The sequence below is a fragment of the Halopseudomonas laoshanensis genome (genome assembly GCF_008365385.1).
Taxonomy (GTDB): domain Bacteria; phylum Pseudomonadota; class Gammaproteobacteria; order Pseudomonadales; family Pseudomonadaceae; genus Halopseudomonas; species Halopseudomonas laoshanensis.
Map to the genome: position 1 here is coordinate 848,641 of NZ_QOVF01000001.1, position 26,699 is coordinate 875,339.

The window sequence follows — 26,699 nt, forward strand, 5'->3', positions numbered from 1 at the left end:
TCCGCGCAGTCTGCCGTTCTATTATTTAACCCGTTGCCCCGGCTTAGCACCGGCATCCGGGCTCAGCAGGTAAATCTCGTCGCCACCGGGGCCAGCGGCCAGCACCATACCTTCAGACAGGCCAAATTTCATCTTTCGCGCCGCCAGGTTAGCCACATAGAGCGTTAGCTTGCCTTCCAATTTACTTGGATCAGGATAAGCGCTCTTGATCCCGGAGAACACATTGCGTTTGGCATCGCCAATATCCAGTGTCAGACGCAGTAGCTTATCCGCACCTTCGACAAACTCGGCTTTCTCGATCAGAGCCACGCGCAGATCCACCGCGGCAAAGGTGTTGAAATCGATCTCGGGTGCTATCGGATCCTTAGCCAGTTCGCCATTGCCATTAGTAGCGGCAGCGGGCGTAGTCTCTGTGGCAGCGGCTTCCAGATCTTCCTTGGATGCGTCGACCATGGCCTGAATCTTCGCGGGCTCGATACGCGTGAGTAGCGGGGTAAAGGCATTCAACTGATGATCAGCCAGCAACTTCGTGTGGCTATCCCAAGTCAATTCCGGCACGTTCAGAAAGGCTTCCGCATCGGCGGCCAGTTTCGGCAGTACCGGTTTGAGGAAGATCACCAGTTGGCGGAACAGGTTGATACCCAGCGCGCAGATTTCCTGCACTTCGGCCTGCTTGCCTTCCACCTTGTTAAGCGCCCAGGGTGCCTTGTCGGCGATATAGGCATTGGCCTTGTCCGCCAGGCCCATGATTTCACGCATGGCGCGGGAAAAGTCGCGCTTTTCATAAGCGTCGGCAATGCTCGGCGCGGCGGCGACAAACGCATCGGTCAGCTCGGGCGCAGGATTAGCTGCCACCATCACGCCGCCGTTACCCTTGTGAATAAAGCCCGCGCAGCGGCTGGCGATATTCACTACCTTGCCAACCAGATCGGAATTCACCTTCTGTACAAAGTCGTCCAGGCTCAGGTCCAGATCTTCAACGCCGCGGCTCAGCTTGGCCGCGTAGTAGTAACGCAGATATTCCGGTGACAGATGATCCAGGTAGGTGCGCGCCTTGATAAAGGTGCCGCGCGATTTGGACATCTTCTGCCCATTCACCGTCAGGTAACCATGCACATTGATGCCGGTCGGCTTGCGGAAGTTCGCACCCTCAAGCATCGCCGGCCAGAACAGGGCGTGGAAGTTGACGATGTCCTTGCCGATAAAGTGATAGAGCTCGGCTTCGGAATCAGTGTTCCAGAAGGCATCAAAGCTCAGCTCCGGTCGGCGCTCACACAGGTTCTTGAAGCTGGCCATGTAGCCAACCGGCGCATCCAGCCAGACGTAGAAGTATTTACCTGGCTCGCCAGGAATCTCGAAGCCAAAGTAGGGCGCATCACGGCTGATGTCCCATTCCTGCAGGCCGGAATCCAGCCACTCGGCAATCTTGTTCGCCACTGCATCCTGCAACGCACCGCTGCGGGTCCATTCCTTCAGCATGTCGCTGAAGTCTTGCAGGCGGAAGAAGAAGTGTTTGGAATCCTTCAATATCGGTGTCGCACCGGAGATCGCCGAGCGTGGATCTTTCAGCTCGGTCGGCTCGTAGGTCGCGCCGCACTTTTCGCAATTATCGCCGTACTGGTCTTCCGAGGCACACTTCGGGCAGGTGCCTTTGATAAAGCGGTCAGCCAGGAACATTTCCTTCTCAGGATCAAAATACTGCGTCACCGACCGCGTACTGATATGCCCGGCATCCTTCAAACGCTCATAGATCAGCGCCGACAGCTCACGGTTCTCTTCCGAATGGGTGGAGTGGTAATTGTCGAAGTTGACCAGAAAATCGGCAAAATCCGCCGTGTGCTCGGCCTTGACGTTATCTATCAATTGCTCGGAGGTAATGCCTTCCTTCTCCGCGCGCAGCATGATTGCCGAACCGTGGGCGTCGTCTGCACATACGTAGATGCACTGATTGCCGCGCAGCTTCTGAAAGCGCACCCACATGTCGGTCTGAATGTACTCAAGCATATGCCCCAAATGGATGGATCCATTGGCATAGGGCAGGGCGCTGGTAACCAGAATTTGACGGGGTTTGCTATGGCTGGACATGGACATTCGGCTTCTGTTGGTGACGGGTGGAAAAGGGGGGAATGATACCTGTTTGAGGGGCAGGGGTCATTAGGCAGCGTGCGAGGCCAGCGCAGGTCTTGGCGCAGTGAAAGACCACGTGCTGTTCCTTGGAGTACTGTAAATAAACCAACCAACCACTTAAATACCGCGTATAACTGACTGGCTAGTGAATATTTTGCGCCAGACTCCCATCCCGACGCCATCTCATCACCCTGAACTCTACTAACAACCGATCAGGGGTTTTGAGCGTCCGTTTCAGATTTGAGTTTCCATTTTACCGAATGCGATCGCCTTCAGTGTTACGCGGTCAGTGTTCGACCATAGGTAATTTCCATGAAAAAATCTCTTCCTATTGCCAGGTTGCTGGCAGTAAGCGCTATCGTTTTGTCCGGCTTGTCGCTGGCTGGTTGCTTCGGCGGCAGCGGCGGTGGCAGTTCAAGTGATGACAACACAGGTGGCGGAACCAATCCTCCGGTTGCCGCGCCTCTGGTGCCGATCACCGAGTCTGATCTGGTTCAGGCAGTGCGTCCCATCAGCGAGAGCGTCACTGTTGATACCAACAAGAAGTTGGCCGTGACCTTTAATCAGGATATGGATGCCGACACCATCAATGGCACTAGCTTCCTGCTGCAGGGCGACTCCGGCCCGGCGATTGTGGGCGTAGTCACTTATGACGCGGACACCCGCACCGCGATCTTCACTCCCGACAGCGGTCTGACTGATGACACTCTGTACACCGCAACCCTGACCACTGATGTGGAAGATGCGCTGGGTGTTGCCCTGGAAGACGATCTGAGCTGGCAGTTCACCACCGGCAGCACGACAGATAACGTTGCGCCTACCGCAGCGTTCAGCCTGCTGGACGGCGCTGTTGATGTGGCGATCAGCCGTAACGTCACCGCGACTTTCTCCGAAAGTATTGATCCGACCACAGTGACTGCAGACAGCTTTACGCTGGAAACTGCCGGTACGCCTGTACTTGGCACGGTGACCTATATAGGCACCACGGCTGTGTTCAATCCTGCGGTAGATTTGCTGCCAGGTACGGTGTACACCGCGACCCTGACCACGGCAATTACTGACTTGGCTAACCCGGCCAATGCGCTGCCCACCGATCAGACAGTATCATTCACGACCGAAAACAGCATACTGCCTGCCGCTGGTCCGGATCCGGTTCTGCTGGGTACCGCGGGTAACTTTGTGATCCTGTCCAAGGCAGGTATTACTACCACTGGTGCCACTGCGATTACCGGTGATATGGGCGTTAGCCCGATTAGCGAGGCCGCCATTACCGGCTTTGGTCAGGTACGGGATTCGACCGATACCTTTTCCACTTCGGATCTGGTTACCGGCAAGATCTACGCGGCCAATATGGCCACGCCAACGCCGACTTACCTGACTACCGCCATCAGCGACATGGAGCTGGCATTCAATGATGCCGCCGGTCGCAGCAATCCTTCAGCTACTGAGCTAGGTGCTGGTGATATCAGTGGTTTGACGTTGACCCCAGGCTTGTACAAATGGGGCACGGGTGTCAGCGCTTCATCTGACTTCACCTTTGATGGTGGTCCGAACGACGTTTGGATTCTGCAGATTGACCAGGACCTGTTGCTGGAAACGGGCGTAGCGGTGCAATTGTCCGGCGGTGCCAAGATAGAGAATATCTTCTGGCAGGTAGCTGGCCAGGCGACGCTGCGCACTGGCGCAACGTTGAACGGCATCTTGCTGAGCAAGACGCAGATCGTGATGGAAACCGGCGCTACCTTTAACGGCCGTGCGCTTGCCCAAACCCTGGTGACGCTGGACGCGGTAACCGCCACTCAACCCTGAGATTAGCGGTACTACTGAAAAAGGACCCCTCGGGGTCCTTTTTTTTGGGCATTGATCGGGCATCAGCCCATGCGGTGCAAGGCACAGATCTTGTTGCCGGATGGGTCGCGCAGGTAGGCGAGGTAGAGTTTCATGCCGCCGCCTTCGCGCACGCCCGGCGGATCTTCACAGGTAGTGCCGCCATTGGCGATGCCGGCCGCGTGCCAGGCGTCGGCCTGTTCGGAGGTTTCCATGGCGAAGCCGATGGTGCTGCCGTTGCCGCAGGAAGCGGGCTCGCCGTTAATCGGTTTGCTGAGTGCGAATGTGCCGGTCTTGGTGAAATAGAAGCAGCGACCCTTATCGTCGATAACGCCGGGTTTGCAGCCTACGACGCCGAGGATGGCGTCGTAGAACACCTTGGAGGCCTGGATATCATTGGCGCCGAGCATGACGTGACTGAACATGATGTTTCCTTTGATTGTTAGGTTTATTGTGCGGTTTAACCCCTCTAGACTTCAGTGAAACGCCTGGCCAGTCAACAGGCTTATCGTAACAAGCCGGTTCCTGGTTGTTTTTCAGAACGTTGACTGCATGACGGGATGAGAATGCCAATAGTTGCGCTTGCGGCTACGATAAAAATCCACATAAACCTTTGTTCGTATTGATTTTTTGTTCAAAGGAAAGGGTGGTAATTGACGCCGCTGTTCGGCACAATTCACTCATTACAGCCGTAGCAGGGGAGCAGTACCATGAAAGGCCAACAGGACGTCATTAACTGTCTCATCGCATTGCTGCGCGGCGAGCTCGGTGCTCGCGATCAGTATTTTCTGCACTCCCGGTTGTACGAAGATATGGGTTACGCCAAGTTGTACGAGCGCATAAACCATGAGATGGAAGAGGAAACCCAGCACGCCGATGCGATCCTCAAGCGCATCCTGTTTCTGGAGGGCATGCCGGACATGCGCCCCTCCGAGATCCACCCCGGCTATACCGTGCCTGACATGCTCGCCGCTGACCTCAAGCTGGAATATGAGGTGCGCGAGAACCTGGCCAATGCCATTACCCTGTGCGAAAAACACCGCGACTACCAGACCCGCGAGATGCTTGAGATTCAACTCAAGGATACCGAGGAAGATCATGCTTATTGGCTGGAACAGCAACTGCGCCTGATCAAGCTGCTGGGCATGGAGAACTATCTGCAATCGCAGATCTGATCTCAGCGCGCGAACACTTCCTTGCTCATGAGCACATCAACACGATAAACATGGGCAGGGTAGGCGAGTATCGCGTTCATCCGTTCTACATCCCTGAAGATTTTGCCACCGCCACCTTCCACGTGCGCTTGTCTACCGGCCAGGTTAGGAAAAGCTTCGAACACGCCGAAGGTGGTCTGCGAATAACGTACCCCATACCAGGGGCCGGTCGCAGGTTCCTGTTCAACGCACGCAAGAATATCGCTTAACATCTGCACTACCTGCTGCTCTTTGCCGGGAATGGCTTCGATATGGATATAGAAGGCCTTGCGGCCTTCTCCACCTTGTTCGCCACTCACCTGAACGCCGCGATGCGACAGTACTGCATCGGCTGGAGCTGGAAAGGGAACCGGGCCTGGTAAGGTTTTGCTATCAGTCATTTGTCGCCTCCTGTCTAGATGAGGCTTCAATATAGGACCCGCTGCACCAAACCCGGCGCTGCTTTATCGCCATTATGAGCCTATTCATCCAGAATAAGCTCACGTCACCCGGTCATTGTGGCAATGTAGAGGTATGACCGAAACACTGCTTGATATTGTTTACCGCCATACAAAGCCAAGCGTGGCGCCTGATGGTGTCGCCGCCATGGCTTGCGGGCCTATCGCCATTCGTTCTGCCACACCCACCGCGCTGGAACACACCTTGCCCAGGCCGCTTTTGTGCCTGGTGCTGCAGGGCCGCAAGCGGGTGTCCATCGGCAACAAGCAGTTAATTTTTGCTGCTGGCGACTCTATGGTAGTGACAGCCAACCAGCCTATGGTTAGCCAGATTATCCAGGCGAGTGCGCGCACTCCTTACCTGTCCGTCGCGCTTGATCTGGATCTTTCCATCATTGCCGACCTGGTGCTTGAGATGCAGAATCAAGAACCTGGTCTCGCACATCGGGATATTTCAACAGATGCGGAAGTAGCTGATGCCGTTTTGCGGCTGATGCGATTGCTTGACCGGCCGGCGGCATTGCCGTTGTTACAAAAACAACTGCTTCGTGAAATCCATTTCTGGTTGCTGAGTGGGAGGCACGGCGGGGAGATACGGCGCCTGGGGCTTACAGACAGTCATGTGCACCGCATCGCCCGCGCCGTGGCAGTACTGCGAACCGAGTTCGCCGAAAGCTTGCCGGTCGAGCGTCTGGCCAGCTTGGCGGGTATGAGTCGTTCCTCGTTTCACCAGCATTTCCGGGCTGTGACTTCGCTTACGCCTTTGCAGTTTCAGAAGCAGTTGCGATTGATTGAGGCTCGACGGTTGATCATGGAAGGCAAGTCATCCAGCCGTGCCGCATTCGATGTGGGCTATGAAGGCGCTTCTCACTTCGCGCGGGACTATTCACGGATGTTTGGCCTGGCACCGAGCAAGGACCGCGCGGCCGCAAGAAACCACGCTGCCAACGCAGGGGACGGAGTGAAATAATTCTGTCACTCAGGGGTTCTAGCATGAGAGGTTCAGAAATCCCTCATCGAGAATTCCATGAATCTTAACCATCTTCAAATCATGCAGCGAATCAATGATGATCTGCTCGATAGTCATGACGAAGAGTTCGAGCTGGAGCTTGAGGATCAGTTTTACGACCTGGTACCGGGCATGGCCAGCGCAACGGAGTCACCCCAGGAGGCGCTCACGCGTAAGGAGGGTCGGCGGCAATATTTCAGAGAGCTATTCCGCCTGCAGATCGAATTGGTAAAACTCCAGGACTGGGTTGCCCACACGGGCCACAAGGTGGTGATTCTATTTGAAGGCCGTGATGCCGCTGGCAAGGGTGGGGTAATCAAACGGATCACCCAACGCCTCAATCCGCGTATTTGCCGTGTCGCGGCGCTCCCCGCACCCAATGAGCGCGAGCGTACCCAGTGGTACTTCCAGCGTTATGTATCGCACCTGCCCGCGGCCGGTGAAATGGTGCTATTTGATCGCAGCTGGTACAACCGCGCTGGAGTTGAGCGAGTAATGGGGTTTTGCGATGAGCATGAATACGAGGAGTTCTTTCGCACAGTGCCGGATTTTGAGCGCATGCTCGTACGCTCGGGTATTCAGGTAATCAAATACTGGTTCTCTATTTCTGATGACGAGCAGTATCTGCGTTTTATGGGTCGTATCCACGATCCGCTGAAGCAGTGGAAATTGAGCCCCATGGATCTTGAGTCGCGCCGGCGCTGGGAACAGTACACCAAAGCGAAGGAAGTGATGCTGGAGCGCACGCATATCAGTGAGGCACCCTGGTGGGTTGTGGAAGCGGTCGACAAGAAAAAGGCGCGGCTGAATTGTATTCATCACTTGCTCACGCAAATTCCCTATACCGAAGTAAAGCGTCCGTCTATCCAATTACCCCCGCGTGAACATCATGAAGACTATGTTCGCCGGCCGGTGTCCAAAGAGATGTTCGTACCTGAGATTTATTAGTCTGTTCCGCGGGTGCAGGCTTGGTGCCCTCAGCTATAGCGCCGGAGTCGCTACCGGTGCTGACAGTGTAAGAACCTCCTGGAAATAACGCGCCTCTTCCAGCGGGCTGCGACCAAACAGCCGCTTGAACTCGCGGCTGAACTGCGATGGACTCTCATACCCCACTCGTTGTGACGCACTGGACGCGCTGATGCCGTTGCGGATCATCATCAGCCGTGCCTGGTGCAAGCGTATGGCCTTGATGTACTGAATGGGTGAGGTCTGGGTTACGGCTTTGAAATGGTTGTGAAAAGAAGGGACGCTCATATAAGCCTCCTTCGCTAGCGTGCTTACATCCAGGTTGCTGTCGAACTTGCCGTGAATATGTCTGAGCACCTTGGCGATGCGGCCGAAATGGCCGTCTTGTAGTAATGCGGCGCGCAGCCCGCCACCCTGTTCGCTGGTGAGTACCCGGAAAGTGATTTCGCGAAAGATCGAGGGGGCGAGCAGCTTGCTTTCCACCGGCGAGCTCAGCGCCTCCAATAACCTGAGGATCGCATCTTCCAGCTTGGTGTCGATGGGCGTCGCGTAGAGGGTCGCCGGCTTTTTCGTATCTGGTGGCGCCGTCTCGTCCACGCCCATCGCCAACTCTGCGGTCACTGCCGCATCTATGCGCAGTGCCAGCCCGAGCATGGGTTCTGCTTCGCTGGCTTCAGTTTGCGTGCTGAACGGTAGCGGCACCGAGAGGGCCAGGTAATGCCCGGCGTCATAGACAATCATCTCGCCACCGTAATAGCCGCGTTTTTTGCCCTGCAGCACGAAAACGATGCTGGGTTCATAGAGTGCCTGCGTACGCGGGATAGAACGATTCGAGCGCATGAAAGTGACGCTATCCAGCGCTGACTGGGTGTAACCCTCGGTTGGCGCCAAGCGCTTTATCAGCTCGATCATGCGTGCCTGCTGATCTGATGTGCTGGCCATTTTTGCTGAGTACCGACTGGAGAACCAGCTTATATATCAGCATATTTTCCGCTGCTTGACAGGCCCCTGATACGAATAGGCAAGGTTTCGAGATGAACGGGCCTTAGCGTTCGCGTCGTGGCTACCTAGGATGAAGCGGTAATCATTTTTCATTCAGGTATCAGCAGGAGTCATGACGATGAACAGCAATATTCAAGGCAAGGTCATTCTGATTACCGGCGCCAGTAGCGGTATTGGTGAAGCCGCCGCACGGCTGCTTGCGCAGAAGGGTGCCAAGGTGGTGCTGGGGGCTCGCCGCACAGATCGGTTGGAGCGCCTGGTAGCTGAGATCCGTAACGCCGGTGAAATCGCCATGGCACGCCAGTTAGACGTGACGCAGCGCGAAGAAGTGCAGGAGTTCGTCGACGCGGCGCTCAACGATTTCGGCCAGATTGACGTGATCATCAACAACGCTGGCGTCATGCCGCTCTCGCCCCTGGCTGCGCTCAAGGTGGACGAGTGGGATCGCATGATCGATGTGAACATTCGTGGCGTGCTGCACGGGATCGCGGCGGTGTTGCCCGTGATGCAGAAGCAGGGCAGGGGTCAGGTGATCAACGTGGCATCCATCGGCGCGCATGCGGTGTCTCCTACAGCTGCGGTTTACTGCGCGACCAAGTATGCGGTGTGGGCGATTTCCGACGGGCTGCGCCAGGAAAGCCCCGAGATTCGCGTTACTACGATTAGCCCCGGCGTTACCGAGTCGGAGCTGGCCGAGAGTATCTCGGACGAGCAAGGCCGGGAAGAAATGAAGGAGTTTCGCAAGGTGGCTATCAGCGCCTCCGCCATCGCCCGGGCGATCTGTTTCGCGGTTGAGCAGCCTGATGATGTCGATACCAGCGAGATTATCGTTCGGCCCACGGCTAGCGCACATTAAGCCGACTATAGAACAGACTACAGAAGGATCGTCCCATGATTATCAAGCATCGCAGTAGCAACATTCCTGGCGTGCTGGCTCTGCTGCTTCTGCTGGTCATCAGCAGCCAAGCCAATGCCCAATCTGTGGAAGAGACCAATAGCGCACTGATTCGTCAGGCGTTCGACGATTGGGAGAATGGCCGAGGCAGTGTATTTGACCTGCTGGCTGAGGATGCCGAGTGGACGGTGGCGGGCGTCAGTCCGGTATCGGCCGTCTATCCGACCAGGCAAGCATTGGTAGAGGAGGCTGTTGAGCCGATTCACGCGCAGCTGGCGACGGCGATCACGCCAGAGGTCAAGCACATCATCGCCCAAGGTAACAACGTAGTGGTGCTCTGGGATGGTACCGCCACTGCACGGAACGGCGCGCCCTATAACAACAGCTATGCCTGGCATCTGGTGATGGAAGACGGCGCTATTACTCGGGTGATGGCGTTCCTTGATACCTGGGCACTGGTTGAGTTGATGGAGTAATTAGCGCTGAAAATGGATCCCCGTGAAAGCGGGGATCCATTTCGGTTTATTGGGCTGCCAGCTTTGGCATGAAACGGTTGGAAATGGCTATGCGGTTCCAGCTGTTGATGATCAGCACTTCAGCGGTCAGGTCGATCATGCCTTTGTCGCCAAATTCCGCCTTTACCGAGCCGTAGAGTTCGTCGTCCACCGGCGCATCGGCAATATGGGTCAGGGCTTCAGCCCAGGCCAATGCCAAGCGTTCGCGGGTGCTGAAGCCGGGCGCGTCATGCCAGCCCGCTAGCATATCCAGGCGCTCCTGCTGTTCGCCATCCTGCCGCCCCTCTGCGGCGTGCATATGTTGGCAGAAAGCGCAGCCGTTGATCTGCGACACCCGATAGTGAATCAGGTGGACCAATTGCGGATCCAGTGAAGTCGCCACCGCTTCGTGGATGAGGCCCAAGCCTTCGGCAGTCGCAGGTTGCAGGCGGTGAAATTTAGGGTAGCTCAGACGTTCTTGCATGGTATTGCTCCTCTTGAGTCGTTGAGGAGAGCATGCGTTATGAGTCTGGTGGGCGATTGTATATTTGCGTCAATTTGCGTTTCCGGTAGGCGCCTGGCGTTTCATCGGTATGCCGGCGAAAGTGATGGGTGAAATGCGCCTGGTCATGAAAGCCGCAGTCCAGAGCGATACTCGACACTGGTTGGACGCCGCCAATGAGTAGATTACGAGCCCGTTTTATTTGGCCAAGGCGGTTCAGCTGCGCCGGGGCAAGCCCGACCTGATCGCGCAGCAGCCGTTCAAGGGTTCTGCGGCTCAAGCCCTGGGTGCTGATATCCAACCGGCCGGTCAGTAACCACGGCAGTAAGCGCTGCAAGGTGCCAGGAGCCGCTTGTTGGGCTCTGGCCTGGAGCAGCAGCCAGTTATCCAGTAGCGGTAGATGTCGGACCAGGGGCCAGGGGGCGTCAGTTATGCAGGCGAACAATCTGTCCCACCCCGGTAGCGACAGATCCGCCACCGGAATTGGCGTATCCATGAGCTCTTGTATATCCAGACCGAACAGCGCGACCAGCCCCCCAGGCTGGAACCGAATGCCCAGGCGGCTGACTGGCCCACTGAATGATTGGTAAACCAGCCTGGAGGACGCCATTAGAGTGGCCTGCGGCGCGGCGCTGGCAAGATCAAGTATCAGACTGACCCCACCATCAGGGTGCAACTTTTGCGGGGTGGGCAGTGCAGAAAATGTCTGCTCAAGCACCCAGTAACTTTGAATCCACGGCAGCAGCGCCATGGCTGGCGCGTAGTGCACCAGCGCAACCGCTGGGCGGGGTGAGTCGGGCGTCAAAGGGCGTGGATACATGAGCAAATACCAGGCTGCTTTCGTGGCGCTAAGCGCATTGCTCCGCGCGAGGCTGGGGCAATACGAGGTTGATGATAGTTCTGGATCAAGCCTCAGGATAGCTTACGGTTGCAGATCCACCGCGGCGCGATAACTGCCCTCCATGTAGAAAGGCACTGAGAAGGGCAGATAGTCGACGCTTAATGCGTTAGAGCCTGTGCTAGTGCGAAGCCTGGATCAATCCCCCCGGCGGATCTACCTGGACAGTGACATGCTCGATGGCGTACTGGTCCTTCAGCCATTGGGCGACCAGCGGCGGCAGTGCCAAGGCATCGGTGCCAGGCTGAGGGGTAACATGTACGGTGGCGACGCAGGTTTGATCCATCAGCGTCCAGGCGTGGAAATGGCCGGCCTCGAGCACGCCAGGCAATTGCGCGATTTCGCGCTCTGCCGCTGCGGCGTCCAGCCCCCGGGGTGCGGCCTGAAGCAGCACGCGGATGGAGTCCGTAACCAACCCCCAGGCAGATTTGACCACCAGCAGCGCGACCAGTATCGACAGCAGCGGGTCGAGAATCGTCCAGCCCGTGAGCATGATGCCGATGGCTGCAGCGATGGCAGCCACCGAGCCGAGCAGATCGCCGATCACGTGCAGCAGAGCGCCGCGCAGGTTGCCATCATCCCGATTGCCTGACCAGAGCGTCCAGGCGCCAATAATATTCACCAGCAGACCGATCACCGCGACCACCAGCATGGGTCCGGCCAGGACTTCGACCGGTGAGTTGATTCGGCTTATGGCCTCCCAACCAATCCAGGCGACCAGAATCAGCAGACTGGCGCCGTTGGCCAGCGCGGCAAGCACGCGTATGCGATGAAAGCCGTAAGTACGCGTGGCATCAGCCGGCTTGCGGGCAATCCGGTAGGCGATCAACGCGAGCAGCAGGGCGGCGGCATCGGAAATCATGTGGCCGGAGTCGGCAATTAACGCCAGTGACCCGGACAACCAGCCACCCAAGGCCTGGATCAAGGCGTAACCGAACGTTAAGGCAAATACCACCAGCAGCCTACGCTCGTTCGAGGTGTTCACCTCCGGCGCATGGGAGTGGCCATGATGGTGCCCATGCCCATGCCCATGCCCATGGTGGTGATCATGGGCGCCGTGCGCTGCGTCCGTGCTATGGCTACTCACCTGTTGCTCCCTGGGTAAGCGTGCTTAGCAAGTGAAGAGTTTTTCGCTGAAATCATCTTCGTCTCGATAGGTGATACGGGCGGTCTTGAAGTTGAGATCGACCAACAGGTGGCAATAATACTCGCCGTGACGCCAGGCCATCGCTACGCTGGAATCGTTTGAATAGTTGAGCTCGAAGCGGCCATCAAAGGCCGGGTAATTGGAGCGAAAGCGCATCAGCTTCAGCAGGCGCTGCACTACAGGCTGCTCGATGGCCTCGTCCATTTCCTCCAGGCTGTAGAAATGCCGGTTGATATCACGCAGCTCGCCAGTCGCGTTCATCAATTCTTCATCGTTACAACCGGCCAGCAGCCCGACGTAATACACCTGGGGTATGCCGGGGGTGAAGAACTGAATCGCGCGGGCAGCGATGTAGCTGTCGTCGTTGTTCATCAGTGCATCGTAGAAGGTGCAGGTGAGCTGGTAGATAGCGCCCACACTGTTCACTCGGGCGGCGGAGCGGCGCAGGATCGGGTCGGCACTGCGGGCGTTGATGTTGTCGATCAGTTCGCGAATCTTGTTCTCGGGCAGTACGCCTTCGACATCGGGGATGCAAATGCCGTCGTGGGTATCCAGCACCGTGATGCTGTTGCGCGGGCACATGCGCAGCCAGTTCTTCAGGTACACACTGTTGTTGTCGAGGAGCGTATACAGCAGCAATGGCGGTAGGGCGAACGCATAAGGATGCATATTGCGGCGGCTGATCGCGTACTGGAAGCTGGTATGGTCGTGCACTTCCGGCAGACACTCGGCGCCATGCCGGGCCGCTGTTTCATTGACCCATTCGAGAATGCGATACACATCCGGTTCGACCAGGAAGCAGCTGGTGCCGATGCGTTTGGTGGTATAGCCGAAGGCATCCAGACGTAGCAGCTTGATGCCTTTGCTGGTAAGAAACTGGATGTATTCCTCCATCAGCCGGTAGGTGATGTCTGCCTCGTAGTTCAGATCAATCTGCCGCTCGGTAAAGGTGCACCAGACGCGGTCGGTCGTGCCGTCGGCGAAGGTCACCTCGCGGAAGGGTTCTTTCTCCTTGCGAATATGGATCTTGGCCAGGTCATCCGGCGTGATCTCGCCAAATCGGTTGACGTGTACAAATAGCTCGGCATAAGGCGAATCAAAGCCGTTCTGGAGAAAATCCTTGAACTGCTCGGATTCATCGGAGATGTGATTCACCGTCAGATCCGAACAAATGTCGTATTCGGCTGCCAGCCGCTCGATGTCCTCCCAGGTGCCAAATGCCGGATCGACTTCCTTGTGCGTCAGCGGTGAAAAACCGCCGTCAGCGTTGGAGGGGAAGAACGGCAGAATGTGTATGCCGCCGATGGCATCGGACAGGTGACGGTTGATCGCCGTGTGCAGGTCGGTGAGGTTGTTACCGATGCGGTTGGGGTAACAGATGAGCTGGACTGCGTTGCGTAGGATCAATGTGGCCTCCAGGTGCTCGCGGGAATCGGTTCGAGATTTATGCTGTGCAACAGGTTTCGACAGTTATCACATTACAGATCCCCATGCACTTTTCGTGCTGATCACCGCACGAAGAATCTGCCATGGCCTAGCAACGCATCACCCCAAAGCACCAGCAGGCGCTCGGTGGCGCACGTTACTGGTCGGACGGTATGAACTTATCCAACCGCTCCCAATCCATCGTACACAACTTTTCTGGCACTGAGTGCCTATCAAGCAGGCGTCCTAGCATGACAATTTGTTCGCGACATCTATTTCCACGACGGCTAATGGCGGCCACGCTCCTGAGTTTCTGTGTGGCGGCTCCTCTGGCCCTCGCTGAGTCAGATCCGCTGGGGTGGATTGAAAAAGGGCTGGTATTACCCGAAAGAGTCGCAGTGAAATTCAAGCTGGATACGGGGGCATTGACCTCATCCATGCACGCTGAGGACATCGATGAATTTGAAAAGGATGGGGATGACTGGGTTCGTTTCAGCGTAGAACTGGAAGACGTCGATAGTGACGAGAAGGTCGAATCGACCTTTGAGCGCGAAGTGCAGCGCTACATCAAGGTGCGTGGTGCTGGCGGGGCCGAGCGACGCCCAGTCGTGATGATGAAAATTTGTATTGGTGACAAGGTCTATGACGAGCAGTTCTCGCTGAACGACCGTGATCGGATGAACTATCCTGTTCTTATCGGCCGTCGCACGCTGGAAAGCATCGGTGCGGTAGTAGATTCCAGCAAGACTTTTACCACCGACCCAGATTGCAGCAACACCTGATCTGAAGGCGCCCCAGGGCGCCTTACTCTCATAGCCCCCCCCTTACCAATTGGCAGCAATGCGAATGCCGCAGGCCCTCACTTGCGGTGCCAGGGACAAAATTACCTCATTCTTTTGTTCTATTGTTATAACATAACGTTTATATTCTCCCCCGGTTCGCTACTGGCGACACATTGCGCACAAATAATACGCATAAGGGAGATTTATGAGACTGCTACACCATCCATTAGCCTGGTCGGTGGCCATGGCCACACTGGCTTGCAGCGCATCGGCGTTTGCTCAAACGAATAAACCAATCGCGCTGGAGGAGGTAACCGTTACCGCTTCGGCCTTGAATACCCGGCCGACGGAAATGACCACCCCGGTGGAGGTGCTGCGTGGCGATGAGCTGACCCAGCGCACTGAAACGACATTGGGCGATACGCTTAACGGCCTGCCCGGTGTACATGCCTCGGGATTTGGCCCCGGTGTGGGCCGGCCGGTGATACGCGGCCTCGAAGGTGCGCGGGTCAGAGTGCTGAGCGATGGCGTCGACGTGATGGACGCCTCGACCATCAGCCCGGACCACGCCATCACCACAGATACGCTGCTGGTGGAACAGATAGAGGTATTGAAGGGACCGGCGACCCTGCTTTACGGCGGTGGCGCCATAGGTGGTGTGGTCAATCTGATCGACCGCAAAGTGCCTACCTACGTCCCGGAGAAAGGCATTGAAGGGAACGTGCACCTGCGCGGCAACACCGTCGCTGACGAAAGAGCCGGGGCTGTGGGCGTAACCCTGGGCGCAGGCCAGGTTGCCGGGCATATCGAAGCGAGTAAATCCGAAGCGGATCCTTATCGCATACCCGGCAATCCTTCACGGCAGGAAGGTGCGTTCAATGATTCGGAGTCCTATTCACTGGGCTTGAGCTGGATTGGCGAGCGCGGCTATCTGGGCGCTGCATTCAGTCGCCTAGAGAAGGAGTACGGTCTGCTCGCGCATGAGCACATCGACTGCCACACCCACCATCAGACCGAGTGGCACTGCGGCGGCCACGGCGATCACGGCGATCACAACGACCACGATCATGATCACGAGCATGAAGATGACCATGGCGCCTATATCAGCATGGTTCAGCGCCGCTGGGATGTGCGAGGTGAGTACGCTGATCCCTTCGCCGGTTTTGAGCTGGCCAAGCTGCGCGTGTCGCATACCGATTACGAGCACGACGAAATCGAGGAGGGCGTGGTGGGTACCCGGTTTGAGAACCAGGGCACTGAGGCGCGTCTGGAGCTGACTCATCAACCCTTCCACGGTTGGCGTGGCGTGGTCGGTGGGCAGACCTCCCGACGGGACTTCTCCGCCGAAGGCGAAGAGGATTACCTGATACCCACGCTTACCCGCAGCCATGCGGTCTTCCTGCTGGAAGAGCTGAAGGTCGGCGACTGGCGCTACGAACTGGGTCTGCGGCATGACTGGCAGGATATTGATGCCGACGGTATTCGCGCCGGGGTCGCCGCACCAGACCGGTCACATAGCGGTACCTCGGCCTCGGCCGGTGCTACATGGCGCTTTGCACCGGACTACGCGTTGCGTGGCAGCCTGTCCCGTTCGCAGCGTCTGCCCAGCGCGGAAGAGTTGTACGCCTTCGGCCCACACGCGGCGACCGGTGTGATCGAAGTGGGTGATCCTGACCTGAAGAAGGAGACTGCCTACAACATCGAGTTCGGGTTGAGCAAGCTGGCTGGGGTGGTGACTTATGACCTGAGCGTGTATCGCAATCAGATTTCCGACTTCATCTACATGGCCGATGCCGGCACCGATCCCGGCGACGGAGTACGCGAGTTCGAGTATCGCCAGCGCGATGCTGTGCTGCACGGAATGGAAGGGGTTATCGGACTGCAGGCCACTGACGGTCTGAAAGTCAGCCTGTTTGGCGATCTGGTGCGCGGCAAGCTGAAGGGCGACGGCTATCTACCCCGCATTCCCGCGAGCCGCCTGGGTGTGCGTTTCGATCAACGCATCACTGCAAGCCTGGCTGGGCAGGTGGAAGCTTACCGTGTGAAGGGGCAGAGCCGGGTAGCTGATGATGAAACCTCCACCTCGGGCTACACCATGCTGGGCGCCGGTTTGAGTTATCGCGGGCAGGCGAATGAGGATCTGGGTTACCTGCTGTATGCCCGGGCCAATAACCTGCTCGATGAAAAAGCACGCCAGCATTCGTCTTTTATCAAGGATGACGTTCTTTTACCTGGCCGAAATTTGACCGTGGGGGTTAAGTTCGACTTCTAATCAGTAACGTGTAACGCCGCCCAAAGCCCCGGTCGTTTTCAGCCGGGGCTTTGTCATTCCTGTCATTTATTATGCTCGCGCGCTAATTGGTCGAAGCGCCAAGGTGATATAGGCTCATGCCTCGCAGTGCGAAACTTGTGCTGGATTGCGCATGCGTTTCACCCATAGAGAATAATAAAAATGCTGAAAACCTTATCGAAGGCGTCGCGCGCACCCTTACTTGTAGTAGGGGTTGGCTGTGCTGGCTTGCTGATCAGCGATGTTTCAAATGCCCAGGTCAGTATGGAGTACGGCGCAGACCTGCGTTATCGCTACGAATGGTTTGATATCGACGAGACGTCCAAGGCTTCGACCATTCGTCTGGGGCTCAAGGCCAAGGCCAATGTCGGCGATTACTTCAGTGGCTTCGCCGAATTCGAAGCGGTAGAGCAGTTCAACGACGGCTACAACGTGCCGACCGTTCCAGACCAGAACAAGCCGGGTTACCCGGTGATTGCTGACCCCAGTGGCTCCGAGATGAATCAGGCCTATGTGCAATATGCCGACCCGGCCGGGCTGTTGCAGATGCGCGCAGGTCGCCAGGAAATCATGCTCAACAACGGCCGCTTTATCAGCACCTCGGGGTTGCGCCAGAACCATCAATCCTTCAACGGCTTTACTCTTACCACTGTGCCAGTGGCAGGTTTGAAGCTGGAATATGGCTACCTCAATCGCGCCCTGCGGGTGCTTGGCGAACGGGCGAGCAACGGCCGTGCCGATATGGATTCACATTTCTACAATCTGGGCTATCAGATCGACAACCTGGGTACGTTGAAAACCTATGGCGTGCTGCTGGACTATGACAGTGAGCCGACCAATTCCGTCGATACTTACGGCGTGCGCTTTGAAGGTGGTTCGCCTATGGCCGGCTGGCAGCTCTTGTCCACCCTGGAATACGCAATTCAGCGCGATGCCGGACACAACCCGAATCATGTCGATGCGGAGTATCAGCTGCTGGAGTTGGGCTTTCAGGTATCCGATATCGCCTACCGTGCGGGCTACAATTTGCTCAGTGGCGAGTCGCTCACCAACAAGTTCATCACGCCTTTGTCGCATAGCTTCAACAGTCTGACCGAGCTGTTTCTGGTCAACCCTAGCGTCGGAGACAACCACGGGCTTGAGGTGTTTTCCGTCAATGCCGCGGGCAAGGTGCCTGGCGTCGACGCCCTGACATTCCTCACGGTGCTCTACGACTATAACGCCGACACCGGTGACGCCCACTATGGCAACGGCCTGGATCTGATGCTCGAATACAAGGGGTTGAGCAAGACCACTATCAGCTGGCGCCTGGGACGCTACTGGGCGGATGAGCTCAATGATGATGCGACGCGAACGTCTCTCTACCTGGCCTACAGTTTCTAGCGCCAGAGCGGGGGTGGCGGAGCAATACCTTATTCTGCAACACAGTGTTCATGCCCCTGTCGCGCCTGCAGCGGGTATCATGACGACCTGCTGAGATGCCCAATGTCGGCATCGCCCAAGAGGAAGCTCCAGTTTGATACCGCAGAAATACGCCGCTTACGTTTTTTCCTTTCTGATGGCCTTGATCATGTCTGGCATCATGTCGATGGTGATTTCGCTGTTCAATATCGGCTGGGTAGACAATATTCTGGCGATCTGGCTCAAGGCATGGATGCTGGCGTTCCTGGTAGCGTTCCCGACCATTACCGTGGTGGTGCCGGTGGTGCGTTATCTGGTGTCATTTATCGTGGCGTCAGACAAGAACTCCTGAGCCAGTTATAAGCGCCCCAGACGGAGCGCTTATTAGCGCAGTGGCAGTCCTCAGTCCAACAGTCGCACACCATCAGCGGTCACTACCGCCTGATGGGAATAATCTGCTCGCACCGGGCGAGACACATTGTTCTGAGCGATCAGGTAATCGACAAGGCTTTGGGTGTATAGCAGGTAAGTATTTACCGACCGCCCATCCTCTGTCACCGTACCCAGTGTGGTGTAACCATCACGACCTTCAGCGATAAAGTCATTGGTCACCAACACGTAAGTACGATTCAGCTCTATCGGCGCCCATTGGCCGTTCACATCCCGCACTTCGACGTTGCTGAAGCGTGAGCCAGGTATTTCGGATAGATCAACATCCCAGCGCAAACCCGCTGCATAAGGCTGGGAGCCGTCGGAACCTGAAGCGTCAAGATGGTTGGCTACCGCGTCTTCCAGGGTTGAGATCACCTCGGCACCGGTGATGTCCAGTTCAACCAGCACGTTGGTGAAAGGCAGCATGGTCGATGCGGTGTTATAGGTAATGTTGCCTGCAGGTAAGGGGATACGCACACCGCCTGCGTTCTGTAATGCAAAGTCAGCTCGTTGACTGGCATTGAGGAACGCCTCGGCCACCAATTGTGCGGCATCGCTGCCCTGAGCCAGTGTATTGGCTGTGTCACAACCGGGCGTGCCGCTGCTGCGATTAGTGGTCTCGCCAGGAACACGTACCAGGCAGAATGACTCGTTGGCCAGACCAATGATCTCCTGCTTGCGCTCGTCTATCTGCTCCTTGTAGGTTGCTAGAATCGCATCTGCAGCGGCGTCCGGCGTGGTGACGCGCAACTCGTCGATGCCTTCAACCAGCGCCAGCAGTTCCTGACGCCGAGTTTCGCCTACCTCCGCAAAGCTTCCCTCTACTGCCTGTTGGAAGCTATCGCCCACCAGCAATGATGCCTGACCCTCGCAGCTGGCCACTTTACCTTCGCTGTCGAACTCAATACTCATCAGCCCCAGCGCTTTGCTGTACTCCCACGCCTGGCCGATGCAGACCAGGTCGCCATCGGCGTTGGTGGTGCGGGTCGGGTAGTCTCCGGAGGAGCCCAGGCCCAGGGCGCTGAAATCGCCAAGCAACGAGTGTGAGTCACCCCCGATGATGACGTCTACACCGCTCAGGCTCGCGGCCATGGTCTGGTCGTTCTCATAACCTTGATGGGTGAGCAGAACGATATGCTCAACGCCCTGGCTCTGGAGATCGTCAATGGTATCTTGGGCTGTCTGAACTTCATCGAGAAACTCAGTGGTGTCCAGAGGACGAGAGGAGTTGGTGGTCTTGCCGCTGATGTCGATACCAATAACGCCGACTTGCACGCCGTCGACTTCGCGGATCATGTAAGGCTTGATGTAATCGTCAGTTGCCGAGGGAGCCAGTGGTGTGCCGACCTGTGGTTTGACGTTGGCGGCCAGCACCGGGGTGTCACAGTCACCCTCAGCCAGGTAATCCAGAAAGGTTTTCAAGCCGGCATCGCTGTCATCAAACTCATGGTTGCCGAGAGCAAAGGCATCGAAGCAGACAGTATTCATCATGTCCGCGTCCGCTTCACCTTGATAAAAGGTGTAGTAAAGAGTGCCGGTAATAGCGTCACCGGCGTGCAACTTCAGCAGGTTGGGAACATTTTGTTCCATCTCGGCAAAGGCCGCGGTAACGCGTGAAAAGCCACCGAGCTCAACGCGGGTAGGTTCACCGTCCAGTTGGATTTCAAAATTGCTGGTGGCGTCGAGCTGCGAGTGATGATCGTTTATGTGCGCTATGTTGAGCGTCAGTGGGTCAGCCTGAGCCGGATCATCGTTGGAATCATCCGAAGAGTCGCTGTTACAGGCTGCCAGAGAAGTGCAGATGACCAGACAAGCCAGTCCCTTGAATCGATTGTTCAACATTGACGCATCCTTGGTTGTGTATGACGAAGTACTTCAAACCTAGGATGCGGGTATTACGGATGCATGACTGTCATGCAAGATTCATCAACACCGATGCTGATATCTGGCAGCGCTAGAGGGGCGGGAGGAAGCGCCGCTACCTGTGGAGTAACGGCGCGACCCATCAAGCCGAGGCTTCAGCCTCGTAGTCGGCATAAGAGTGCTTCAGCGTAGCGTGGTTTAGCAGCATTTCAGCCTTGAGTGTTTCGCCGCTGGCGTCGTAGATGCGGCTGCGGACCCAGTAGGATTCGGTGCGTTTGCTTTCTGACAGTGCAACGATCTCGCGACGGATCAAGTAGTCCTCGCCGACAAACAGGGGGCCGTCGATCATGCGGATCTCCTGATCGGCAAACAGGCCGATCACCGGCTGCTTGACCGGAAAGGCGGCCTGCTTGCTGGTGTACTCGGCCAGTACGCTGACCATCTCCAGCGGAATGACCGCGCGACCCCAGGGGGTGCTGGCGGCGTCGGAATACCAGGGTGAATTTTCCGTTATGCCCTCAAGCTTTTGCGCAAGCGAGAAGGGATACAGGTCGCCCATGTGCTGCTCGGCATCCATGCGTACTTTCTCGTCCTCAGCACCCAGCATGCCGACGTACAGACCGGAGAGGATGACCAGCTTCTCCGGCGCGCGCAGTTTCGCCATACGCTCATCCAGCAGGGTAGCGCCGTCATCCGGACCGAGGCTGGCGCTGGCTTCCAGTACCGGGGTGCCATCGGCTTTCTCCGCCCAGGCGCGCACACGAGTGGTGCCGGGAGCAGGTCGCTCGACAAAAGCGCGAACCAACTCCCCCTCAACGACCATATTCTGGAAGTGCGATGAGAAGCAGCCCCGTTCAAACCAGGCCTGGCCCCAGATTTCCGCCAGCAGCGGAACGAACAGGCTGAAGTGTGTGGGACCTTCAATAGGTCCGGCTCGGAAGCCGAGCTTTTCCGCCATGCTGTCATCATGAATGGAGGTGTGGCCGCTGTATTGCTGGTCGGCCAGCATCTGCCTGGGTTCGCGCAGTGGCCCGCAAAGGTAGAGAGGGGTAGCAAAGCTCATGGTTCTGTCCTTGGTGTACAGGGGATCGCTGAAGTGTAGTCAGAGTGGCAGGGGCTCGGCAAACGTGCGGTTGTAGAGATATTCAGAGCAATGATGGAAAGGTCTGGGGGAACTCGACCTGTTTGGATTGCTGGAGCTATGCTGAGCTAGTTGACGGGCCGGGCCTTACGCGGATTTAACTTGGGAGGAAAAATCACATGAGCAATACGTTGCCAGATGCCGTTCAGTCCTGCTCAGTATCTGACCCGCCTTGCGCCGCCATTGAGCTGATCATCCAGCCGCGCGAGCACGATATCGGCGGCTTGGTGGTCCGGCGGGCGTTGCCCACCGCGAAACGCAAGACGGTCGGCCCCTGGATATTTTTCGACCATATGGGGCCCGCACGTTTTTCCGCGGGGCAGGGCATCAACGTCCGGCCACATCCGCATATTGGTATTGCCACCGTGACCTACCTGTTTGCCGGCGAAATTTTGCATCGGGACTCCATCGGGAGTCTGCAGCCGATCCGGCCTGGCGATATCAACCTGATGGTGACGGGGAGCGGCATGGTGCACTCCGAGCGCGAACGACCAGAAGTCACGGCAGTCGAGCATGAGCTGCATGGTCTGCAATTGTGGCTGGTGCTACCCGAAGCAGATGAAGAGGTGGCACCGGCATTTCACCACTATCCGAGCCGCGATATACCTGCCGTCGATATAGAAGGCGTAACAGTTAGAGTCATGATGGGTAGCGCCTTCGGCGTCACCTCGCCAGTGCGGGTGTTCTCCGAAACGCTGTACGTAGAGGCGCATTTAAAAGCCGGGCAATCGCTGACGCTCCCCGAGGCCGGCGAGCGTGCGGTGTATGTCGCCAGTGGTGCATTGCAGGCAGGAGGCACGGCGTTACCCCTGCACTCGATGGCGATCTTCTCCAGTGCCTCAGACATCGTGGTGACTGCCACCGAGGACGCCCGCATCGCGCTGATTGGGGGCGAACCACTGGGCCGGCGTTTTATCGAATGGAATTTTGTATCCAGCCGCAGAGAAAGGATAGAACAGGCCAAACAGGCTTGGCGGGAGGGGCAGTTCGCCAAGGTAGTGGGTGATGAGGACGAGTTTATTCCATTGCCTTGATTGATGGCGCTGCGTCTTGGCGTCACGCCCCAGGGTTAACCACGCGCACTGTTACTGCCCAAGGTGATGGTTCCTTCGCCAAGCAGCGTATTGGACCCCGGCGGGCAACCGCAGGCAACGTAATCGCCAGCTCTGGCTGCCAGGCCCGCGGGCAGAGTGACGGTTCTTTTGCCGACCGCCACGATCTCGCCAATCCCTTTCTTGCAAGCTGGGCAGGTGGCCTTGTGGCCAACGGAGCTGGCTACAAGGCCATCGAACATCAGTCCCGAGTTGCCCTCAATTACGGCACCTCCTGTGGAGGTCTTAGAACCAATCCCTATTTTCAGCATGACGCCCAATGCTCCTGGTAAAACCACTTTAGCCAGTTGTGGTAAGTAGGAGCTTGGATTTGCTCTAGATGCACAGGCATGACCACAACACTCTGGCGCATGAGCTTAATAACCCAGGCGCTCAGGTCAATTCGAAGGTGACAGCTTTGCTGGGCACATCACACTTTGACGCATGAGTGCGGGCGCCTGGGCATAAGCCGGTTGTGTTCCTGGCTTTTTTGATAGGCAGCGCAGCGCTTAACACCACTGCTCAATAAGCACACGTTGGCTGACTTATTCGTGAGTACTAGTGTCAATCGCACCGCGCCTGAACTTTTTAAGTTGGTGTTTTAGTTCCTAACTTTCTATATCGGTAACTTTGGTCTTTCTATTTAAATGTTCGTGTTGTTAATGACGAAGTGTCCCTATGCAATCCGGCACAACGCTATCTCACCCATTTGGGTTAAGTAATTGATTTAAAAGCATTCATTTTGTATGGTCATAAAATGAAAATGTATCATTTATAACTTTAACCCATATGGGTGAAAGTGCCTTGATGGCATTGACTTGTGTTCTTTATGGATTAAAACTTCGGCCGGCTGATGGTATTTCTCTGGTCCGTGGACCGTCAGCTAAAACAAGTTTGAATAATAAAACCGTTGTTATATCCATGGAGTTTCAATGAAAAATACTAATTCCCGCCCAGCCCGCCTTTCCAAGACGCTGTCCACGTTCCTGACGGCGAGTGCGTTGATGCTCTCTGCTACTGCGATGGCCGCAAACCCAGTTCCTCCAGACGAGCCCCGTGAGCCAGGTTCAGGCTTTGAGCGCGGTCCAGATCCAAGCGTGTCTTTTCTGGAAGCAGCTACCGGTCCTTATTCTGTCGATACCGAGCGGGTCTCCAGCTTCGTGAGTGGTTTCGGGGGCGGTACTATTCACTACCCTGAAGACACCACCGGCACCATGGCGGCGATCGTTGTCATCCCCGGTTATGTATCTGCCGAGTCGTCTATCGAATGGTGGGGGCCCAAGCTGGCTTCCCACGGCTTTGTGGTCATGACCATCGATACCAACAGCGGCTTCGATCAGCCGCCAAGCCGTGCTGATCAGATCAATGCCGCTCTGGATTATCTGGTTGATGAAAACACCAGCTCGGGTAGCCCGGTGCAGGGCATGATCGATACCGATCGCCTGGGTGTAGTTGGCTGGTCGATGGGCGGCGGCGGCACGCTGCGCGTGGCCACTGAGGGTCGTATCAGTGCGGCCATACCGTTGGCGCCTTGGGATACCTCCAGCTTGCGCTTTCGCAATGTAGAGGCGCCGACGCTGATCATTGCCTGCGAGTCCGACATTATTGCTCCGGTGGGCAGTCATGCATCACCGTTCTACAACCGCATCCCCGATGACGTGGACAAGGCTTTCGTCGAGATCGACGGTGGCAGCCACTACTGCGGCAACGGTGGAGGGTTCAACAATGATGTGCTGAGCCGTTTCGGTGTGTCCTGGATGAAGCTGCATCTGGATAATGATGAGCGTTATCAGCAGTTCCTCTGCGGTCCTGACCATGAGGACGACAACGACATTTCCGAGTATCGCGGTAACTGCCCTTACTAAGCGGCAAGCTGCTAATAAAGCGCCGGGACCCGATCAGGGCCCGGCGTTTTCAGTTGGATGTCGGGATGTTGTTGTCGGCTTGAATTGCGGCACGGCACAGCTGTTCCATCTGTTCCGCCCACTGACGCATGTAATCGTCATCCATCTGCAGTAACAGGGCATAACGCCGCCCGCCCCAGACTGCGATGTGTAACGCCTCTATGGTTGCTGGGGAAGGGATGCGGGGCAGATCGGTACAGGCTTGAAACACGCGCTGCCACATCTGGCTCAGTTCCTGGTGCGCGCGCTGCTGGTGTTTGAGTTCAGCGATGGACGGCTCCAGGTCCAGCATATCTGGATGAAACCAGGGCAAGCCCGTACGGTCCACGCCACAGAGTATCTGTAACAGACCGTGCAGGCGGGCTTCCCAGTCCAGGCCTTGCGCCTGCGTCACTTGAGTATCGACCTTTTCAATCAGCGACTCTATGCAGTAGCGCATGTAGCCAGAGTGCAGGGCGGTCTTGTTCGGGAAGTAGTCGTACAGGGTACCTACGGCGATACCCGTTTCCAGCGCGACTGCGCGCGTGGTGATGCGCTGCCAACCGTCGCGCTGCCAAATCCGAACAAAGGCATCAAAAATGGCTTGAACGGTGAACTTGGCACGCGCTTGCGAAGGTCTTTTGAGCGGCCGGGCCTTGGGTTCAGGGGCAGCGGGGCGCATGTTCAATAACCGAACCCGGGGCCCGATTCAACGCGATAGAGTAATTGCATCCTGAACCACCCCTCCTATGGAGCAACAAGCGATGACAAAGCTGACTCAACTGCAAACTGATAAGTCCGCGCTGGAGCGCACCCGTATTGTGACCAGCGAATTACCGACGCTGCAGCAAGGCGAAGCGCTGATGAAAATCGACGGGCTTGCGGTTACGACCAACAATATCACCTATGCCGCCTTCGGTGACACGCCACATTTGCGCTACTGGCACTTCTTTCCTGCTCAGGAAAAGGGCTGGGGTCATATGCCGGCCTGGGGCTTTGCCGAGGTGGTCGAGTCCACTGTGGAAGGACTGGAAAAAGGTGAGCGCTTCTATGGCTACTGGCCGATTGCGAGCCATCTGGTGGTCAAGCCGGTCAGGGTCGGTGAGCGCGGTTTCTATGATGGTAGCGAACATCGGCTGGAGCTGACCTCCGCCTATAATCAATACCAGCGTAGCCGTACTGATGCCGCCTACCGCGAGGATGACGAGTACTACCAGATGCTGCTGCGCCCGCTGTTCATCACCTCATTCATGCTGGCGGACTTTCTGGAGGACAATGGCTTTTTCGGTGCGCGGCAGATTGCGGTATCCAGCGCTTCGAGCAAGACCGCTTACGGGACGGCGTTCTGTCTGGAGAACCTGGATCAGGTGCAACTGTTTGGCTTGACCTCTTCCGGCAACCAGGCATTTGTCGACACTCTGGGATGCTACGATCAGAGCGTGGGTTATGACGAGCTGGAAACCCTCGATCCATCCGTACCCACGCTGTATGTGGATTTCTCCGGCGATGATCAGTTGCGCTCGCGTGTACACCATCATTTTGGCGATTCGCTGGTCTACGACTGTTACGCGGGCTCTGCACAGTCCCATGAGCATCTGGACGAGAGTGAGAAAAACTTGCCGGGGCCTGCGCCGCAGTTCTACTTCGCGCCCTATCAGATCAAGAAGCGCAATGCCGATTGGGGCGCGGCTGAAGTGACACGTCGGTTCAATGAGGCGCAGCTGGCGTTTATTCGCCGGGTCGGCGACAAACAGCAACCCTGGATGCGGGTCAACGAGCATAACGGTCTGGAAGCCGCGCAGGCGCTGGTCGAGGATCTTTGTGCCGGGCGCATTGATCCGCGTGAAGGTCATGTGGTGCTGATTGACTAAGG

25 protein-coding genes are annotated in these 26,699 nt (G+C 56.8%); 13 read left to right on the forward strand and 12 right to left on the reverse strand.

All coding sequences use genetic code 11. The annotated features are described in order from the left end of the window. Nucleotides 1-21: 21 nt before the first annotated feature. Nucleotides 22-2,085: a methionine--tRNA ligase gene (gene metG, locus DT594_RS03935; protein ID WP_149331456.1), complete on the reverse strand. Its 2,064-nt coding sequence runs from the start codon at nucleotides 2,083-2,085 to the stop codon at nucleotides 22-24. A gap of 354 nt (nucleotides 2,086-2,439) precedes the next feature. On the opposite strand from metG, the gene DT594_RS03940 reads away from it, so the two are divergent. Next, a complete protein-coding gene (locus tag DT594_RS03940; protein WP_149331457.1) occupies nucleotides 2,440-3,936 on the forward strand; it encodes an ice-binding family protein in 1,497 nt (498 codons plus the stop codon). Nucleotides 3,937-3,998: 62 nt separating this feature from the next. On the opposite strand, the gene DT594_RS03945 is transcribed toward DT594_RS03940, so the two are convergent. Further along, nucleotides 3,999-4,379, reverse strand: a complete 381-nt coding sequence (locus DT594_RS03945; protein WP_149331458.1) for a VOC family protein — start codon at nucleotides 4,377-4,379, stop codon at nucleotides 3,999-4,001. Nucleotides 4,380-4,664: 285 nt separating this feature from the next. On the opposite strand from DT594_RS03945, the gene bfr reads away from it, so the two are divergent. Further along, the gene (gene bfr / locus DT594_RS03950; protein ID WP_149331459.1) at nucleotides 4,665-5,129 is read left to right on the forward strand and encodes a bacterioferritin; all 465 of its coding nucleotides are present in this window, start codon (nucleotides 4,665-4,667) and stop codon (nucleotides 5,127-5,129) included. A 2-nt stretch (nucleotides 5,130-5,131) separates the two neighbouring features. Here the strand turns inward: bfr and DT594_RS03955 are convergent, their stop codons facing one another. After that, a complete protein-coding gene (locus tag DT594_RS03955; RefSeq protein WP_218574469.1) occupies nucleotides 5,132-5,548 on the reverse strand; it encodes a putative quinol monooxygenase in 417 nt (138 codons plus the stop codon). 133 nt (nucleotides 5,549-5,681) lie between these two features. Between DT594_RS03955 and DT594_RS03960 the strand changes: the two genes are divergently transcribed. Then, complete coding sequence (locus DT594_RS03960) at nucleotides 5,682-6,575, forward strand: AraC family transcriptional regulator (protein WP_149331460.1); 894 nt, start codon at nucleotides 5,682-5,684, stop codon at nucleotides 6,573-6,575. A 57-nt stretch (nucleotides 6,576-6,632) separates the two neighbouring features. Next, entirely contained in the window at nucleotides 6,633-7,562 is a 930-nt protein-coding gene (gene ppk2, locus DT594_RS03965; RefSeq protein ID WP_149331461.1) for a polyphosphate kinase 2, read from the forward strand. Between the two features lie 33 nt (nucleotides 7,563-7,595). Here ppk2 and DT594_RS03970 read toward each other — a convergent pair whose 3' ends face one another. Then, nucleotides 7,596-8,492 (reverse strand): AraC family transcriptional regulator, encoded by an 897-nt coding sequence (locus tag DT594_RS03970; RefSeq protein WP_149331462.1) that lies wholly within the window; start codon nucleotides 8,490-8,492, stop codon nucleotides 7,596-7,598. 208 nt (nucleotides 8,493-8,700) lie between these two features. On the opposite strand from DT594_RS03970, the gene DT594_RS03975 reads away from it, so the two are divergent. Continuing rightward, entirely contained in the window at nucleotides 8,701-9,438 is a 738-nt protein-coding gene (locus DT594_RS03975; protein ID WP_149331463.1) for an SDR family oxidoreductase, read from the forward strand. 35 nt (nucleotides 9,439-9,473) lie between these two features. Further along, entirely contained in the window at nucleotides 9,474-9,953 is a 480-nt protein-coding gene (locus DT594_RS03980) for a nuclear transport factor 2 family protein (RefSeq protein WP_149331464.1), read from the forward strand. A 46-nt stretch (nucleotides 9,954-9,999) separates the two neighbouring features. On the opposite strand, the gene DT594_RS03985 is transcribed toward DT594_RS03980, so the two are convergent. The 4 genes from DT594_RS03985 to gtfA form a co-directional block, all read right to left on the reverse strand. After that, nucleotides 10,000-10,455: a carboxymuconolactone decarboxylase family protein gene (locus DT594_RS03985; protein WP_149331465.1), complete on the reverse strand. Its 456-nt coding sequence runs from the start codon at nucleotides 10,453-10,455 to the stop codon at nucleotides 10,000-10,002. A gap of 37 nt (nucleotides 10,456-10,492) precedes the next feature. Continuing rightward, nucleotides 10,493-11,293, reverse strand: a complete 801-nt coding sequence (locus DT594_RS03990) for a helix-turn-helix transcriptional regulator (RefSeq protein ID WP_149331466.1) — start codon at nucleotides 11,291-11,293, stop codon at nucleotides 10,493-10,495. A gap of 199 nt (nucleotides 11,294-11,492) precedes the next feature. Continuing rightward, on the reverse strand, nucleotides 11,493-12,458 hold the full coding sequence (locus tag DT594_RS03995; protein WP_178091404.1) for a cation diffusion facilitator family transporter: 966 nt from the start codon (nucleotides 12,456-12,458) through the stop codon (nucleotides 11,493-11,495). Between the two features lie 24 nt (nucleotides 12,459-12,482). Beyond that, entirely contained in the window at nucleotides 12,483-13,925 is a 1,443-nt protein-coding gene (gene gtfA, locus DT594_RS04000) for a sucrose phosphorylase (RefSeq protein ID WP_149331467.1), read from the reverse strand. Nucleotides 13,926-14,194: 269 nt separating this feature from the next. On the opposite strand from gtfA, the gene rloA3 reads away from it, so the two are divergent. From rloA3 to DT594_RS04020, 4 genes are all read left to right on the forward strand, one after another. Continuing rightward, complete coding sequence (gene rloA3 / locus DT594_RS04005) at nucleotides 14,195-14,725, forward strand: retropepsin-like aspartic peptidase RloA3 (RefSeq protein WP_425460507.1); 531 nt, start codon at nucleotides 14,195-14,197, stop codon at nucleotides 14,723-14,725. Nucleotides 14,726-14,930: 205 nt separating this feature from the next. Beyond that, entirely contained in the window at nucleotides 14,931-16,997 is a 2,067-nt protein-coding gene (locus tag DT594_RS04010; RefSeq protein WP_149331468.1) for a TonB-dependent receptor, read from the forward strand. A 180-nt stretch (nucleotides 16,998-17,177) separates the two neighbouring features. Then, a complete protein-coding gene (locus tag DT594_RS04015; RefSeq protein ID WP_149331469.1) occupies nucleotides 17,178-18,398 on the forward strand; it encodes an alginate export family protein in 1,221 nt (406 codons plus the stop codon). Between the two features lie 133 nt (nucleotides 18,399-18,531). Further along, complete coding sequence (locus DT594_RS04020; protein ID WP_218574470.1) at nucleotides 18,532-18,768, forward strand: DUF2798 domain-containing protein; 237 nt, start codon at nucleotides 18,532-18,534, stop codon at nucleotides 18,766-18,768. 50 nt (nucleotides 18,769-18,818) lie between these two features. Here the strand turns inward: DT594_RS04020 and DT594_RS04025 are convergent, their stop codons facing one another. Beyond that, on the reverse strand, nucleotides 18,819-20,690 hold the full coding sequence (locus tag DT594_RS04025; protein WP_149331470.1) for a 5'-nucleotidase C-terminal domain-containing protein: 1,872 nt from the start codon (nucleotides 20,688-20,690) through the stop codon (nucleotides 18,819-18,821). A gap of 163 nt (nucleotides 20,691-20,853) precedes the next feature. After that, nucleotides 20,854-21,774: a hypothetical protein gene (locus tag DT594_RS04030; RefSeq protein ID WP_149331471.1), complete on the reverse strand. Its 921-nt coding sequence runs from the start codon at nucleotides 21,772-21,774 to the stop codon at nucleotides 20,854-20,856. Between the two features lie 197 nt (nucleotides 21,775-21,971). Here DT594_RS04030 and DT594_RS04035 point away from each other — a divergent pair, with 197 nt between their 5' ends. Then, the gene (locus DT594_RS04035) at nucleotides 21,972-22,886 is read left to right on the forward strand and encodes a pirin family protein (protein WP_149331472.1); all 915 of its coding nucleotides are present in this window, start codon (nucleotides 21,972-21,974) and stop codon (nucleotides 22,884-22,886) included. 35 nt (nucleotides 22,887-22,921) lie between these two features. On the opposite strand, the gene DT594_RS04040 is transcribed toward DT594_RS04035, so the two are convergent. Then, nucleotides 22,922-23,215 (reverse strand): PAAR domain-containing protein, encoded by a 294-nt coding sequence (locus tag DT594_RS04040; protein WP_178091406.1) that lies wholly within the window; start codon nucleotides 23,213-23,215, stop codon nucleotides 22,922-22,924. Between the two features lie 660 nt (nucleotides 23,216-23,875). Here DT594_RS04040 and DT594_RS04045 point away from each other — a divergent pair. Then, complete coding sequence (locus DT594_RS04045; protein ID WP_149331473.1) at nucleotides 23,876-24,808, forward strand: alpha/beta hydrolase family protein; 933 nt, start codon at nucleotides 23,876-23,878, stop codon at nucleotides 24,806-24,808. A gap of 49 nt (nucleotides 24,809-24,857) precedes the next feature. On the opposite strand, the gene DT594_RS04050 is transcribed toward DT594_RS04045, so the two are convergent. Then, complete coding sequence (locus tag DT594_RS04050; protein WP_149331474.1) at nucleotides 24,858-25,508, reverse strand: TetR/AcrR family transcriptional regulator; 651 nt, start codon at nucleotides 25,506-25,508, stop codon at nucleotides 24,858-24,860. Nucleotides 25,509-25,590: 82 nt separating this feature from the next. Between DT594_RS04050 and DT594_RS04055 the strand changes: the two genes are divergently transcribed. Then, complete coding sequence (locus tag DT594_RS04055; protein WP_149331475.1) at nucleotides 25,591-26,697, forward strand: DUF2855 family protein; 1,107 nt, start codon at nucleotides 25,591-25,593, stop codon at nucleotides 26,695-26,697. The last annotated feature ends 2 nt before the right edge of the window (nucleotides 26,698-26,699 follow it).